Source organism: Roseateles sp. GW821-FHT09H11 (assembly GCF_059415845.1).
On record NZ_JBWKOA010000005.1, the window covers coordinates 141,517 to 156,231 of the forward strand.

Below are 14,715 nucleotides of genomic sequence, written 5' to 3' on the forward strand. Positions count from 1 at the left end.
CTGAATCCGAGGTCCTCCATGCAGACGAAGAACCACATCGCCGGTCGCTGGTGCGACGCGGCCGCCGGCGACCGCTTTCCGGTCGTCGATCCCGCCGATGACAGCCTCATCACCGAGGTGCCCGACAGTCGCGCCGACGACGCGCGCGCCGCGGTGGACGCCGCACACGCGGCCTTCGACGGCTGGCGCATGGTGCCGGCCAAACAGCGCGCGGCGATCCTCAAGCGCTGGAACGACCTGATCCTGCGCGACCAGGACCGGCTCGGCGCGCTGATCTCGCAGGAGCAGGGCAAGCCGCTGGCGGAAGGCCGCGCCGAGGTCGCCTACGCGGCGAGCTACGTCGAGTGGTTCGCCGAAGAAGCGACGCGCGCCAACGGCGAGGTCATCCCCGCGCCGGTCCAAGGTCGTCGGATGCTCGCGCTGCGCGAGCCGGTCGGCGTCGTCGCGGCGATCACGCCGTGGAACTTCCCGGCCGCGATGATCGCGCGCAAGATCGCGCCGGCGCTGGCCGCCGGCTGCACCGTCGTCGCCAAGCCGGCCGAGGACACGCCGCTGACTTCGCTGGCGCTGGTGGCACTGGCGGTGGAGGCCGGCCTGCCGCCGGGCGTGCTCAACATCGTGTGCGCGTCGCGTGAGCGCACGCCGGAGGTCGTCGACGTCTGGCTGGCCGATGCGCGCGTCCGCAAGATCACCTTCACCGGCTCGACGCCCGTCGGCAAGCACCTGGCGCGCGAATCGGCCTCGACGCTGAAGAAGCTGTCGCTGGAACTCGGCGGCAACGCGCCCTTCATTGTCTTCGACGACGCCGATGTCGACGCGGCGGTCGAGGGGCTGATGGCGGCCAAGTTCCGCAACGGCGGCCAGACCTGCGTGTGCCCGAACCGCGTGTTCGCGCAGGCGGGCATCCACGACCTGTTCGTCGAGAAACTCGCGGCGCGTGTCGCCGCGTTGAAGGTCGGGCCGGCCAGCCGCGCCGACTCGCAGATCGGTCCGATGATCAACGCCCGCGCGCTCGAGAAGATCGAGCGCCACGTCGACGACGCCGTCGCGCACGGCGCCCTGGTCATCACCGGTGGCGAGCGCGTGCGCAACGCGGTCGCGGCCGGCCCCAACTACTTCGCTCCGACCGTGTTGACCGGCGCGACGACGGAGATGCTGCTCTGGCACGAGGAGACCTTCGGGCCCGTTGTGCCGGTGTTCCGCTTCGAGACCGAGGACGAGGTCGTCGCCGCCGCGAACGACACGCCCTTCGGCCTGGCGGCCTACTTCTACACCCGCGACATCGCCCGCGCCTGGCGCGTCGCGGACGCGCTGGAGAGCGGCATCGTCGGCCTCAACGAAGGCGCGATCGCGGCCGAGTCCGCGCCCTTCGGCGGCGTCAAGGAATCCGGCTACGGCCGCGAGGGTTCCACGCACGGGCTCGACGACTACCTCCACATCAAGTACGTTTGCCAGGGCGGGCTGTCGTGAGCGCCTCGACGAGGACGTCAACGAGGACGTCAACGAGGACATCGACGAAAACATCGCCGAGCCCCTCGACGCGGCATCCAGGCATGCATCCACGACGTCATCCGCGACGCCATCCATGAAGGCTTCCATGAACTTCTCCAACACCTTCAAGCAGGGCCTGGCCGAGCGCCGGCCGCAGGTCGGCCTGTGGCTGTCGATGGCGCAGGCCTACAGCGCGGAGGTCTGCGCGACCGCCGGTTTCCAATGGCTGCTGATCGACGGCGAGCACGCGCCCAACGAGCTGACCAGCACGCTGCAGCAGCTGCAGGCGGTGGCGCCCTACCCGGCCCACCCGGTCGTGCGCGCGGTCAACGGGGACAAGGACGGCATCAAGCAGCTGCTCGACATCGGCGTGCAGACGCTGCTGGTGCCGATGATCGACACGGCGGAGCAGGCCGCGGCGGTGGTCGCGGCCACGCGTTATCCGCCGCTGGGCGTGCGCGGCGTCGGCGCCGCCGTGGCGCGCGCGTCGCGCTGGGGCCTGCGGCGCCAGTACCTGGACGAAGCCGATGGCGAGGCCTGCGTGCTCGTCCAAGCCGAGACCGCCACGGCGCTGAGGAACCTCGAGGCGATCTGCGCCGTGGACGGCGTCGACGGCGTGTTCATCGGGCCGGCGGACCTCGCGGCCTCGATGGGCCATCGCGGCCAGCCGTCGCATCCGGAGGTGCAGGCGGCGATCGACGGCGCGATCCGCACCATCGTCGCCAGCGGCAAGGCCGCCGGCACGCTGACGGGCGACGCGACGCTCGCCCGCCACTACCTGTCGCTCGGCGCGAGCTTCGTCGCCGTCGGCATCGACGTCACGCTGCTCGCACAGGCCACGCGGCGCCTTGCGGCAGACTTCGACCTGGCCCCGCCGCTGCCGGCCCCGACCGGCTCGCCTTACTGAACCCGTTGAAAGCACGACCATGAGCAAGACGTACAAGATCGCCGTCATCCCCGGCGACGGCATCGGCAAGGAAGTGATGCCCGAGGGGCTGCGCGTGCTGGAAGCCGCCGCGAAGCGCTTCGGCATCCAGTTCGAATTCACCCACATCGAGTGGGCCAGCTGCGACTACTACGGCGAGACCGGCCAGATGATGCCGGACGACTGGAAGGCGCAGCTGGAAGGCCAGGACGCGATCTTCTTCGGCGCGGTGGGCTGGCCGGCGACGGTGCCGGACCACGTGTCGCTGTGGGGCTCGCTGCTGAAGTTCCGGCGCGAGTTCGACCAGTACATCAACCTGCGCCCGGTGCGGCTCTTCGAAGGCGTGCCCTGCCCGCTGGCCAACCGCAAGCCCGGCGAGATCGACTACTTCGTCGTGCGCGAGAACACCGAGGGCGAGTACACCAACCTCGGCGGCATCATGTACGCGGGCACCGACCGCGAGATCGTGATCCAGGAGTCGGTCTATTCGCGCTTCGGCGCGGACCGGGTGCTGAAGTACGCGTTCGATCTGGCGCAGAGCCGCGAGCGCAAGCACCTGACGGTCGCGACCAAGAGCAACGGGATCGCGATCTCGATGCCGTGGTGGGACGGCCGCGCGGACGCGGTCGGCACCGGATATCCGTCGGTCACCGTGGACAAGCAGCACATCGACATCCTGAGCGCGCGCTTCGTGCTGCAGCCGGGCCGCTTCGACGTGGTGGTCGCGTCCAACCTGTTCGGCGACATCCTGTCGGACCTGGGTCCCGCGACGACCGGCACGATCGGCCTGGCGCCGTCGGCCAACCTGAACCCGGAGCGCAACTTCCCGTCGCTGTTCGAGCCGGTGCACGGCTCGGCGCCGGACATCTACGGCAAGAACATCGCCAACCCGGTCGCGATGATCTGGTCGGGCGCGCTGATGCTGCAGTTCCTCGGCGAGCAGGCCGCGCACGACGCGATCCTGAAGGCGATCGAGCAGACGCTCGCGTCGGGACCGCGGACGGGCGACCTGGGTGGCACGGCCAACACCACGGAGATGGGCGAAGCCATCGCCGCGTTGATCTGAAGCGCTGGGCTGGCTACAACCAGCCGGCCTTTCGGAATCTCCAGAAGAGCACGCCGCAGGTCGCGGTGATGACACCGAGCGCCACGGGATACCCGAAGCGCCACTTGAGCTCCGGCATGACCTCGAAGTTCATGCCCCAGATGCCCGCGAACGCCGTGGCCGCCGCGAAGATACCGGCCCAAGCCGCGAGGCGCTTGGTGGTCTCCGAATCCTCGATGGCGGCCATCGACAGGTGGACCTGGATGACGGTCGTCGCGGTGTCACGCAGCGAGTCGAGCGCCGACTGCATGCGCTCCAGGTGGTCGTAGACATCGCGGAAGTACTCGCGGGTGTCCTCGCAGACCGGCGGCACGCGGCCGCGCACCAGCTTGCCGACGGCATCCAGCAGCGGTGAGACCGCGTGCTTGACGACGGTGACGCGCTGCTTGAGCTCGTACACCCGGCGGATGTTCTCGCGCGTGACGCCGGGCTCGAAGATCTGCGACTCGATCGCTTCGAGTTCCGTCTCCAGCGCCTCGATGACCGGGAAGTAGCGGTCCACGACCGCATCCATGATCGCGTACATCACGAAGCCGGGGCCGCGCTTGAGCATGTGCGGCTCCCTCTCCGCACGGGCGCGCACGCCCAGCAGGCTCTGCGCGACACGGTTGCGGATCGACAGCACGAAGTTGTTGCCGACGAAGATCGACACCTCGCCCGTGCACAGCTCGTCCGTCGGCGTGAACTGCACGGTCTGCATCACGGCGAACAACGTGTCGCCGTACTCCTCCACCTTGGGCCGCTGCTGGCCGTGCAGCGCATCCTCGACCGCGAGCTCGTGCAGGTCGAACTCCTCCTTCATCGCGAGGACCTCTTCGGTCGACGCGTCGCGCAGGGCGACCCAGACGAAACAGTCGGGCAGCTTGAGGTAGTCGCTGATCGCTTCAGGCTGGATATCGGCCAGCCGGCGGCCGTCGCGGTAGGCGACACAGTTGATGAGCATGGCTTGTCTCGATGTTCTTGCTTGACGCTAGCGTAGCCCGAACGGAATCAAGACGGCATCAAGAGAGTCCCGCAAGCCCTCTAACCGGGGCCGAGCTCAAAGGATCACGATGTCGTACAGCTTGCATTCGCCGAACATCCGCAAGGCCTGGTCGTCAACGCGCACGGCGACATTCCGACCCATCGAGAACGCCAGCAGCGCTGTGCTGTACTGCGCCTTTCCTTCCGGCGTCGAGACGTCCATCCACGCGCGATTGCCACAGCCGCTGAACTGCGCGAGCACGAACAGGCCGACGACCCCTTCCACGCGCGGCTGCGTGATCGGACCCGACGCGCTCTGGAAGGCGGCGAAGCTGGTGGTCGGAATGATGGCGGAAGACGCGATCAGCAGTGCAGGGATCGCGCGACGTGCGAGGGTGGCGAAGGACATGGCGGTGATGAAGATGTTGGAGTCCTGGCTGGACGGATTGCCACTGCGTCCTTGGAATGCGAGTCTGGAGCGGCAAGCGGCAAGCGGCAGAAATCTATCAGACCGGGACGACGACAAACTGAGCCGGCGCTTCGGGCGATCTCGTCGGCTGCCGGCGTCAGACCGGTAGGAGCTCGAGCACTTCATCGCCATAGCCATCGCGCTCGCCGGTCGACCGCCAGCCCAGCCGGCGATAGAAGCCGTGCGAGCGATGCGCCGGGTTGGCCGAGCAGCCGAGGAACAGGCGCTGATGCCCCAGCCCGCGCAGATGCGCGACGGTGCGGTCCAGCAGCGTCCTTCCGAGGCCGTGCCCCTCATGCTCGGGCAGCAGCGCGAGGACGACGATCTCGCCGCTGGCGGCATCGCCGAAGCAGTAGCCGGCCATCACGCCGCCCGTCTCCGCAACGAAGCCCGGCAACGCGCCATCGCGGACCTGGCCGGACCAGGACGCTTCCGTGATGCCGAGCTCGGCCAGGCGGGCGGCCGGCACGGCGTTCTCGCGCGTGCGGCCGCGCAGGTCGATGCAGGCGGCGATGTCGGACGGAACGGCGGGGCGGAGGAGGAAGCTCATGTCTCTTCGTGGTTCAGCAGGTGGAGATAAGCGGTGTACACCAGGATGCCCTGGCCTGCCGCTCCACACACCGTCCGTGTCGCTCACTCGATCTCTGTGACGCGGGAAGGTCGCCATTCGACGAGTCGCCCGTCCGCCATCACACCGATCCAGTCCGCCATCGCCTCGGCTTCATCGGCATCGTGCGTGACCATCAACGCGGTCTGGCCCGCCGAGCGCAGGATGTCGCGCACTTCGACGACGAGCCGGTCTCGCGTCGCGGCGTCGAGGTTGGAGAAGGGCTCATCGAGCAGCAGCAGTCGCGGTGAAGGCGCCAGCGCCCGTGCGAGCGCGACCCGCTGCTGCTGGCCTCCGGAAAGCTCGTGCGGCATGCGCGAGCCCAGGTCGTCGAGGCCCACCAGCGACAGCAGCTCGCGCACGCGGCGGTCGCGCTCGGCGGCCGCCCGGCGACGCAGGCCGAAGCCGACGTTGGCCGCCGCATTCAGGTGCGGGAACAGGGCGATCTCCTGGAACAGCAGGCCGACGCCGCGGTGTTCCGGCTCGACGTGGACACCGGGGCCGGACAGCTCCCGTCCGTCGAGCAGTACGCGCCCCGCGCTCAGCGGCTCGAACCCGGCGATCGCGCGCAGCGCCGTGCTCTTGCCGCAACCCGACGGCCCGAGCAGGCAGGCGATGCCGCCCAGTGGCAGCGTCAGCGACAGCCCGTTCAGGACGGCGGATTCGCCGCCCGGGTAGCGCAGATGGAGGTTCTCAAGGGTGAGCGTGCTCATGCCGATGCCTTCATGCCGATGCCTTCATGCCGATGCCTTCATGTCGATGCCTTCATGTCGTGCCCTTCATCGCCACGAACGCGGCGGATGTCTCCGCCTCGGACCTGGCATCCGGCACGGGCGGCGCGGGAGGCGTCCGCCCTGCGGGTTCCCGGCTCAGCAGCAGAACGGCCGGCAGGCCGACTGCGACGATCAGCAGCGCGGCGAGCGCGCCATGCTCGTAGCTGCCGCGCGCGGCCTCGGCATAGAGCAGCGTCGGCAGTGTCTCGACGTTGGCGGGCCGCAGCAGCAGCGAGGCGGGAAGTTCCTTCATCACGTCGATGAAGACCAGCAGCGCACTCGCCATGAGCGCCGGCCGCAGCAGCGGCAGATGGACGCGGCGCAGCGTGCCGAGCGGCGTTTCGCCGAGGCTGCGGGCGGCCTGCTCCAGCGGCGCCGGCAGGCGCGCCAGCCCCGCCTCGACACCGCCGATCGGCAGGGCCAGGAAGCGGATCGCGCCGGCCACGACGAGCACTGCGCCGACGCTCATCAGCGGCAGCCCGGGCAGGCCCAGCAGAGCCGCGATCCAGCCGTCGACGGCCAATGCCGGCGGCAGCAGGCCGATCGCCAGCACCGTGCCGGGCACCGCATAGCCGAGCGCGGCACTGCCCAGCCACCACGCGCGCGGACGTCCGGCGCCGCCCGTCGACCGGGACGCCCAGGCGACGACCAAACCCGCCGCCACGGCGATCACCGTCACGCTCAACGCCAGCCCCGCCGAATGCATCGCGCCGGACAGGACCTCCGGGGACAGTCCGTGCCCCTCCGCCGCCCGCTTCCAGGCCAGCACCGCCAGATGTCCCGCCGGCAGCACGAAGCCGATCAGCACGGGCAAGGCCGCGGCGGCGGTCGCGAGCCACGCCATGGCGCCGCGCAGCCGACGCCGCGCGGCGGGTCGCATCGCGCGCACGCTGCCTGCGCGCTGACGGCGGCGTCCCTGCCGCTCCAGCCAGACCAGCAACGCCACCATCGCCAGCATCGCGCAGGCGATCTGCGCGGCCGCGCCCAGGTCGGAGCGCGTCACCCAGGTCGTGTAGATTGTCGTGGTCAGCGTGGTCACGCCGAGGAACTCGGACGCGCCGACGTCGTTCAGCACTTCCAGCAGCACCAGGCCGACGCCCACCGCGAGCGCCGGGCGCGCCATCGGCAGCGCGACGCGCAGGAACGCGCCCCACGGCCCTTCGCCGAGCAGCCGCGCCGCCTCGATCAAGCGCGCGGGCTGCGTCGAGAACATCGCGCGCATGCTCAGGTAGACGTAGGGATAGAGCACGGCGGACAGCACCAGCACCGCGCCGCCCATCGAGCGGGCGTCGGGCAGCCGGAACTGGCGCGGCGACTCGAACCCGAGCAGCGCCCGCACGGCGCCTTGGAGCGGTCCGATCGGATGCAGCAGGTCGACGTAGCTGTAGGCCGCGATGTAGGTCGGCACCGTCAGTGGCAGCAGCAGCGCCCAGCGCAGCACCGCGCGGCCCGGGAAGTCGACACGCGTCACCAGCCACGCGCAGCCGGTGCCGACGATCGCCGTCAGCAGGCCGACGCCGATCAGCAGCGTCACCGTCTGCGCGGCGGCGCGCGGCAGCACATGCTCGAACAGGTGGGCCCAATGCGCGGCCCCCGCGCCCAGCGCCGTCCACGCCAGCGCGCCCAGCGGCGCCAGCACGACGAGCGCGATGACCGAGGCCGTCGCGTGCCACAGCGGGCCGACCGCGCGCGGTCGGCCGAAGAGACGCCTCACGCCGTCACTGGTCGAAGGCGACCTTGTCGATCAGCAGGCTGGCCTGCTTGCGGTGGCGAGCGATCTCCGTCAGCGGCAGCGCATCGGCCTTCACCGGGCCGATCGCCGACTGGATCAGCGGATCCAGCGTGACGCCGGCACGCACCGGGTACTCGTAGTTGGTCTGCGCGTAGAGCTGCTGCGCCGGCTCCGACACGAGGAACTCCATCAGCGCCTGCGCGGCCGCCTTGTTCGGCGCGTGTTTCGCCACCGCGGCGCCGCTGATGTTGACGTGCGTGCCCGCGCCCTTCGCGAAGACGGGCTTCAGCACCTGGATGCCGTCGCCCCACTTGCGCGCGTCGCTGCCGGGCTTGGCCGACTTCATCTGGCCGACGTAGTACGAGTTGGCCAGCCCCACGTCGCAGATGCCGCCCAGGATGTCGCGCGCGACGTCGCGATCGCCGCCGGTGGGCTTGCGGCCGAGGTTGGCCTTCAGGCCGCGCAGCCACTGCTCGGTCTTCGCCTCGCCGTCGTGGGCGATCATGGCGGCGACCAGGGCCGTGTTGTACGGGTGCTGGCCCGAACGCGTGCAGACCTTGCCCTTCCACTTCGGATCGGCCAGGTCCTCGTAGCGGATCGCGCCAGTCTTCAGGGACGGATCGGCGTAGAGCACGCGGGCCCGCAGCGACAGCGCGGTCCACTGGCCGTCGGCCGCGCGGAGGTTGGCCGGCACGGCCGACTCGATCTCGGCCGACTTCAGCGGCTGCGTCACGCCGCCTTCGACGAGGTCGATCAGGTTGCCGACGTCGACCGTCATCAGCAGGTCGGCCGGCGAACGGGCGCCCTCGGCCTTGACGCGCTCCAGCAGCCCGTCCTTCACGAACACCGTGTTGACCTTGGTGCCCGTCTTCGCGGTGAACGCGGACAGCAGCGGCTGGACGAGCGCGACCTCGCGCGTCGTGTAGAGCGTCAGCTCACCACCGGCGGGTACGTTGGCCTGCGCAACACCTGGCACCAGCGCGATGGCAGACACCACCATGGCCGCCGTGGCGCCGATCGGGCGGAGCTTGGAACGCAAGGACTTGGCAGATCGGCGCATCGTGTTGTCTCTTTCTCAGGCGTCAGAACGGACGAGGGACCCCGGGGACGGAGTCGGACCGGAAACTTCGAGCTCCGTCGATGAGAACGGCTCTCATCTGGAGAGACGCGCAATGTAGGCGCGCCGTCCGCCCGGCGGAAGGAGACAAAAGCTGCAAGGGTCCACAGGAAGAACCGGGGCCCGGACGGCGGTGACGCCGGACCGCAGCCTCGGGCGGTCTTCAGGCCGCCGCCGTGGCTTGCGGCAACGCCCGCGCCCCGGCGGCGATGACGTCCGAGATCTCCCCGATCATCTGCCGCAGCCAGCGCTGCGCCGGATCGGGCTCGGCACGGATGTGCCAGACCTGGCTGATGTCGATGCCGCGCAGCGCGAAGGGCAGGTTCCGGCAGGCGAGCTGGCCGGCGAAGCCGGTGGCCGGGACGAAGCTGTCCGGCAGCACCGTGATCAGGTCGGACTGCTGCACGGCCATCGTGCCGGTGAAGAAGCTGTTGACCGTCATCGCCACCCGCCGCTTGCGGCCGATCGTCGCCAGCGCGTCGTCGACGAAGCCGTGCGCGCGGCCCGCGAAGCTCACGCGCAGGTGCTGCGCGGCGCAGTAGGCATCCAGCGTCAACGCGCCGTGCTCGGCCAGCGGATGGTCGGCGCGCATGACGCAGACGTAGCGGCTCGCGTAGAGCGCCTCGCGCCGGAAGGCGGTGCTGTCGTCCTCGATCATCAACTGCTCGGTCAGGTCGGGGAAGAAGCCGATCGCCAGATCGGCCCAGCCCTGCTCCAGCAGCTCGCGCGGGTCGCGGGTGGTCAGCGGCACGACGCGCAGGCCGACGTGGATGCCCTCCTCCAGGAAGCGCCGGCTCAGTTGCGGCACGACCAGCGCCGCGGTCGCGTCCGCCATCGCCAGCGTGAAGCTGACCGTGTTGCCGGCGGCGCGCGGGTCGAAGACCTGCGGCTCCAGCGCCTGCTGCAGCGCGGCCAGCGCGCGGCGGACCACCGGCCAGAGCGACTGGGCGTGCGGCGTCGGCTCGACGCCGGTGGAGCTGGGGATGAAGAGTTCCTCGTGCGTGGCCTCGCGCAGGCGCCGCAGCGCATTGCTGACCGCCGGCTGGGTGATGGACAGCCGATGCGCGGCGCGGGTGACGTGGCGTTCTTCCATCACCACGTCGAAGACGCGCAGCAGGTTCAGGTCCAGCGTCCGGAAGTTGACGGGGCGGGGGGTGCTCATGCGTCGGATGCTAATTCCGTCACGGGTCATTTCCGGCGGTGATGACGCGATTCCCAAGCGCAATTGGCGTGCCGTACGTGAAAACCGCAATATCTCGTCCATGGCGCACGGCCACCCGCCAAGCAAGCGCCACCCAACATCACCTCAGAAGGGAACCGCCATGATCACCGCCACGCTGAATGTCCAAGTGATGGCTGCCGACGCAGCCCGGGCTCGCACCGCCAATGTGGCCGGCGAGCGCCTGGTGAGCCTGGCTCTGCGCGCCGGCCACGCCGTCGTCGAATTCGTCCACGCCGCCGTCGAGCTGCGCCCCCGCGAAGCCGTCCTGCAAGCCGCCGCCGAGCAGTCGGCCGAACGCCCGGACCTGGCCTTCTCGCTGCGCCGCGTCGCCCGCAACGGCTGGATGATGTACTGAGCCGAGTTCTTCAGGACGCCTGACCAGCGTCCCTCCTGCAAGGAAGAGCCGGGCCGCGAGGTCCGGCTTTTTTCTTTGTCGCGTGGAAGCCGCACATCGGGTGCCACACGACAGCCGGACCTGCAGATTTGAGGGAGTGCGCGAGTCGTGATCCGTCAAATCCCGCCACGCCGCTGAGCCCGCCCGCGGCGTTTTGACCGGGGTCAAGCCCGTCGCCGAGCAGCATCGATGCCTTGTTGTTGAGAGAACAAGGTGAGTGATGCGATACATGCCTGAGGTGCTTGAACTGCCGTCCCCTGCGGTAGCGGAACCGGATTCGACCTATTTCGCCCCGCGGCCCAACCCGCCGACCTGGTCCGAACGGTCCCGCCAGATGTTCGACTTCATGGACATCCCCGTCGAGTTCCGGGACAAGGTGCCGTACCGGCGCGAGTTCCTGGACTCGTATGCGCCGAACGTCCATTCGCTGCTGCCTCCCAGCCTCGCCGATGAACTGCATCGCACCGCGCGATGGGACAACGGGCCCCATCACTTCGACGGCGCACTGACCCTCATGACCGAATTCCTGACGGAGTTCTGCTGGTCGTCATCGAAGCTGGAAGGCTGCCGATTCACGCTTGCCGAGACCGGCTGCCTCCTTCACCTGGAAGAATCGCTGCAGACCGATGCTGCGAAACGAAGCGAAGAAGCTCGGATCGTCGTGAATCACAAACGGGCACTGGAGTTGATGGTCTTCGAGACCCACCCGCACCGGGTGAGTGTCAACCTGCTCCTCGGTTTGCAAGGCCGACTGATGGAAGGTCTGATACCGCCCGAACGATGCGGGCGGGTGCGCGACATCCATGTCCATGTGAGCGGAACCGGCTATCAGCCGGGACGGATCCCCGCGCTCCTCGAAGAACTGCTTCAACAGATCGCCATCAAGGCAGCAGCGATCCTCAATCCGGTCGAAGCCGCGTTCTTCCTCTGGATCCACGTCGCCTACCTGCAGGCGTTCGCGGACGGCAACAAGCGCACGGGTCGGTTATCGGCCAACATGCCGCTGTTGGCGGGGCACTGCGCGCCGCTGAGCTTCGGCGGCGTCGAGGCGAGCGACTACGTGGTGGCGATGCTCGGCGTGTACGAGCGCAACGACGTGTCCGTGGCCGTCGATCTTTTCGAATGGCTGTATCGAAGGTCGATGCAGAAATATCCGTGGATGTTGAGCTAACAATCGACGCATGTCCCACGTCTCTCTCCTCGACGCCGCCGGCTTCGCCGGCGCCCATGCGCTGGCGATCTACGGCGCGCTGCTGGTCCTGGTGACCGGCACGACCTGGCTCGCCGCGCGCGCGCTGCTGCCGGACCGCGGTGGGCAGGCCGTCACGCCTGAACCGCTCTCCCCGGCCGCGCTGCTGCTGCGCTTCGCGGCGGGCTTCGCGTTCATCGTCGGCGGCGCGATGCTGTTCGCCGAGATCGCGGAAGAGCTCCACACCGAGCAGACACTCGGTCAGCTCGACGAGGCCTTCATCGTCGCGATGATCGATCACGTGCCCGATCTCGCGCTGCGGGCGTTCTACCTGATCACGTTCGTCGGCAACCGGGAGACGCTGATCACGCTCGGCATCGCGATGGCCGTGCTGCTGCTGCTCCTGCGACGCCGCGGGCTGGCGCTCGGCTGGGCGCTGGCGATGCTGGGCAACGCCGCGCTCAATCCGACGCTGAAGCACATCTTCGAACGCGCCCGTCCCGTGCATCCGACCCGCTGGCTGACCGAGGAGGGATTCAGCTTCCCCAGCGGCCACAGCTCCGGCACGGTGATCGCGATGGGGATGCTCGCCTACCTCGCCGTGCGCCTGCTGCCGCGGCGCTGGCATGTGGCGGCCTGGATCGCGGCGGCGGGGCTGGCGTTCTCGGTCGGCGCCAGCCGCATCTTCCTGCGCGTGCACTTCCCGAGCGACGTGCTGGCCGGCTTCGCTTCCGGCGCCGCCTGGCTGACCGTCTCCATCGTCAGCATCGAACTCGCGCGCTGGGCGCGCCGCAGACGCGTCGGGCGTCAGGCCAGCGCGGTCGAGCTCACACGCTGAAAGAGGCCGGCGGTCTCGTCGACGTCCCACCGTTCGACGACGGCCGCGCGCCCCGGACCGGCCCGGATCACGTTCACGGAATTCGGAATCCCGCCGCGCACGCGGATGCTCAGCGCCGTGCCCGCCTGCACCGCCCAGACCGGGTGCGGCAGGTCCGTCCGGCGCTCATGCAACGGCAGCACATAGGGCAAGTGGATGTGACCGCCGACCACGGCGTCCACCCCTGCCTCCGACCAGCGCCGCACCGCCTTCGCATGGCCGCGCAGCAGGTTGGAGAGGTCGGCCGTCTTGGTCACCGCGACCGGCTGATGCACGGCCACGAGCCGCACCTGCCCGGGCCTGGCGCGCGCCAGCCGCTGCGCCGTGCGCTCGATCTGCGGATCGGACACCTCGCCGTTCTTGTGGCGGTAGCGGCGCGTCGTGTTGAGCGCGATGACGAGCAGGTCGTCGCTCTCGAACTCGCCGTCCTCGGCGGGCCCGAACGCGCGCTCATAGCGCCGATAGGGATGCAGCAACCGCGTGGTCACCGCATAGAGCGGGATGTCGTGATTCCCCGGGATGACCAGCCGCGCCGGCACGCCCAGTTTGTCGACGAAGGCCTTCGCGCGCGAGAACTCGATCGGGCGCGCGCGCTGCGTGATGTCGCCGGTGATCAGCAGCAGGTCGGGCTTCAGCTCGCCGCAGAGACGCTCCAGCGCGCCCACCGCCATCGGCCGCTCGGTGCCGAAGTGCGGATCGGACATCTGCAGCACGACGGTCATGTCCTCGGCTCCGTGGAGACCGGTGTTGACGTGGGAGCTGGCGTTGGGGCGGGGGCGGAGGCGTGTGAGGAAGCGGCATCGGAAGCGAAGGCCGCCTGCGCTTGCCGCCGCTCTTCCGACAGCCCCTCCGGGCGGATCAACATCAGCGGATGCGGGGACACCTCGAAGCACACCGGCAGGCGCATCCACAGCACCTCGCCGTCGGTGGCGACCTTCACGCGGCGCGCGCCGAAGCGCCGGCTGCGGACGGTGAGGCGATTGAAGGGGAAGTTGACGATCTGGTCCGCCTCGGCAAGTTTTCCCATCGCCCCGCGCACGAGCAGCTTCAGCAGGCCCCAGCGTCCGACGGGCTTGAGCATCACGCCGGCCAGTTCGCCGCGATCGATGGCCTGCGCCTCAGGCAGGCCGACCTGCTCCATCTGGAGCGCGTTGTTGCCGACAAAGACCGTCGGCGTGCGCACGTGCCTGGGCTGCCCGTGCAGCTCGATGGTCAGGCCGAGGCTGCGATGGCCGCGCAGGATCGTCGCCAGCACCGCGCCGGCCGCGATCAGGCGGCTGCGGCCGAATTGCTGCTTCCAGACCTCGCGGTCCTCGAGCGACTGCGAATAGAGCCCGAGGCTCGCGTTCACGTTGAAGACCCGCTCATTGAGCAGGCCCACCTGCACCGGTGCAGCCTGCTCTTCGAGCAGCACGCGCAGCGCGCCGTCGAGGTCGGCAGGGATCCCGTGCGTCCGGGCGAAGTAGTTGAAGGTGCCGCGCGGCAGCACGCCGAAGGTGCAACCGCTGCCGAGGACTTCCTGGACGACGCCGTTGATCGTGCCATCACCGCCGGCGGCGACGACGACGCCGTCGACTTCCCGGGCTCGGCGCACGGCTTCGCGGGCCGTCTCGGCCAGCTTGCCGGGCGCCTCGATGGGCAGCAGGTGCACCTCGCGCCCGGCCGCGCGGCAGGCGGCCTCCACGGCGGGGCCGACTTCATCCCGGTTGCCACGGCCCGAGGCGCGGTTGAACACGACGAAGAGCGGCGGGGGACGAGAATCGGTCGGCAAGGACATGGGCATGAGCAAGGAGACGCGCGGCGTGGCGGAAGGCTGGAACGATAACGTCCCGGCAAGCCGGACGCCTGCCT

The 14,715-nt window shown here is 69.6% G+C and carries 15 protein-coding genes; 6 read left to right on the top strand and 9 right to left on the bottom strand.

The window, feature by feature from the left end:
- Positions 1 to 18: 18 nt before the first annotated feature.
- The 3 genes from AC07PR_RS17575 (at position 19) to AC07PR_RS17585 (ending at position 3,482) form a co-directional block, all read left to right on the top strand.
- Positions 19 to 1,470: an NAD-dependent succinate-semialdehyde dehydrogenase gene (locus AC07PR_RS17575; RefSeq protein ID WP_495136042.1), complete on the top strand. Its 1,452-nt coding sequence runs from the start codon at positions 19 to 21 to the stop codon at positions 1,468 to 1,470.
- A gap of 127 nt (positions 1,471 to 1,597) precedes the next feature.
- A complete protein-coding gene (gene hpaI / locus AC07PR_RS17580) occupies positions 1,598 to 2,398 on the top strand; it encodes a 4-hydroxy-2-oxoheptanedioate aldolase (RefSeq protein ID WP_495136043.1) in 801 nt (266 codons plus the stop codon).
- A gap of 19 nt (positions 2,399 to 2,417) precedes the next feature.
- Positions 2,418 to 3,482, top strand: a complete 1,065-nt coding sequence (locus AC07PR_RS17585) for a tartrate dehydrogenase (RefSeq protein ID WP_495136044.1) — start codon at positions 2,418 to 2,420, stop codon at positions 3,480 to 3,482.
- A 13-nt stretch (positions 3,483 to 3,495) separates the two neighbouring features.
- Here the strand turns inward: AC07PR_RS17585 and corA are convergent, their stop codons facing one another.
- From corA to AC07PR_RS17620, 7 genes are all read right to left on the bottom strand, one after another.
- A complete protein-coding gene (corA, locus tag AC07PR_RS17590) occupies positions 3,496 to 4,464 on the bottom strand; it encodes a magnesium/cobalt transporter CorA (protein ID WP_483107740.1) in 969 nt (322 codons plus the stop codon).
- A 96-nt stretch (positions 4,465 to 4,560) separates the two neighbouring features.
- A complete protein-coding gene (locus AC07PR_RS17595; RefSeq protein ID WP_495136045.1) occupies positions 4,561 to 4,893 on the bottom strand; it encodes a hypothetical protein in 333 nt (110 codons plus the stop codon).
- A gap of 157 nt (positions 4,894 to 5,050) precedes the next feature.
- Positions 5,051 to 5,503: a GNAT family N-acetyltransferase gene (locus AC07PR_RS17600; RefSeq protein WP_495136046.1), complete on the bottom strand. Its 453-nt coding sequence runs from the start codon at positions 5,501 to 5,503 to the stop codon at positions 5,051 to 5,053.
- 83 nt (positions 5,504 to 5,586) lie between these two features.
- On the bottom strand, positions 5,587 to 6,273 hold the full coding sequence (locus AC07PR_RS17605; RefSeq protein ID WP_495136047.1) for an ABC transporter ATP-binding protein: 687 nt from the start codon (positions 6,271 to 6,273) through the stop codon (positions 5,587 to 5,589).
- Positions 6,274 to 6,325: 52 nt separating this feature from the next.
- Positions 6,326 to 8,047, bottom strand: coding sequence for an ABC transporter permease (locus AC07PR_RS17610; protein ID WP_495136048.1), 1,722 nt, complete (start codon positions 8,045 to 8,047; stop codon positions 6,326 to 6,328).
- Between the two features lie 4 nt (positions 8,048 to 8,051).
- Positions 8,052 to 9,125, bottom strand: a complete 1,074-nt coding sequence (locus AC07PR_RS17615; RefSeq protein WP_377160449.1) for an extracellular solute-binding protein — start codon at positions 9,123 to 9,125, stop codon at positions 8,052 to 8,054.
- Positions 9,126 to 9,345: 220 nt separating this feature from the next.
- The gene (locus tag AC07PR_RS17620; protein WP_495136049.1) at positions 9,346 to 10,344 is read right to left on the bottom strand and encodes a LysR family transcriptional regulator; all 999 of its coding nucleotides are present in this window, start codon (positions 10,342 to 10,344) and stop codon (positions 9,346 to 9,348) included.
- Positions 10,345 to 10,504: 160 nt separating this feature from the next.
- On the opposite strand from AC07PR_RS17620, the gene AC07PR_RS17625 reads away from it, so the two are divergent.
- The 3 genes from AC07PR_RS17625 (at position 10,505) to AC07PR_RS17635 (ending at position 12,825) form a co-directional block, all read left to right on the top strand.
- Positions 10,505 to 10,759 carry a hypothetical protein gene (locus AC07PR_RS17625; RefSeq protein WP_377160445.1) on the top strand — a complete coding sequence of 85 codons (255 nt, stop codon included), beginning with the start codon at positions 10,505 to 10,507 and terminating at the stop codon, positions 10,757 to 10,759.
- A 259-nt stretch (positions 10,760 to 11,018) separates the two neighbouring features.
- Positions 11,019 to 11,969, top strand: a complete 951-nt coding sequence (locus AC07PR_RS17630; RefSeq protein WP_495136050.1) for a Fic family protein — start codon at positions 11,019 to 11,021, stop codon at positions 11,967 to 11,969.
- 10 nt (positions 11,970 to 11,979) lie between these two features.
- Positions 11,980 to 12,825, top strand: a complete 846-nt coding sequence (locus tag AC07PR_RS17635; protein ID WP_495136051.1) for a phosphatase PAP2 family protein — start codon at positions 11,980 to 11,982, stop codon at positions 12,823 to 12,825.
- On the opposite strand, the gene AC07PR_RS17640 is transcribed toward AC07PR_RS17635, so the two are convergent.
- Complete coding sequence (locus tag AC07PR_RS17640; RefSeq protein ID WP_495136052.1) at positions 12,795 to 13,586, bottom strand: metallophosphoesterase family protein; 792 nt, start codon at positions 13,584 to 13,586, stop codon at positions 12,795 to 12,797. The genes AC07PR_RS17635 and AC07PR_RS17640 overlap by 31 nt on opposite strands.
- The gene (locus AC07PR_RS17645; RefSeq protein ID WP_495136053.1) at positions 13,583 to 14,641 is read right to left on the bottom strand and encodes a diacylglycerol/lipid kinase family protein; all 1,059 of its coding nucleotides are present in this window, start codon (positions 14,639 to 14,641) and stop codon (positions 13,583 to 13,585) included. The genes AC07PR_RS17640 and AC07PR_RS17645 overlap by 4 nt, the downstream gene beginning before the upstream one ends.
- Positions 14,642 to 14,715: the final 74 nt, after the last annotated feature.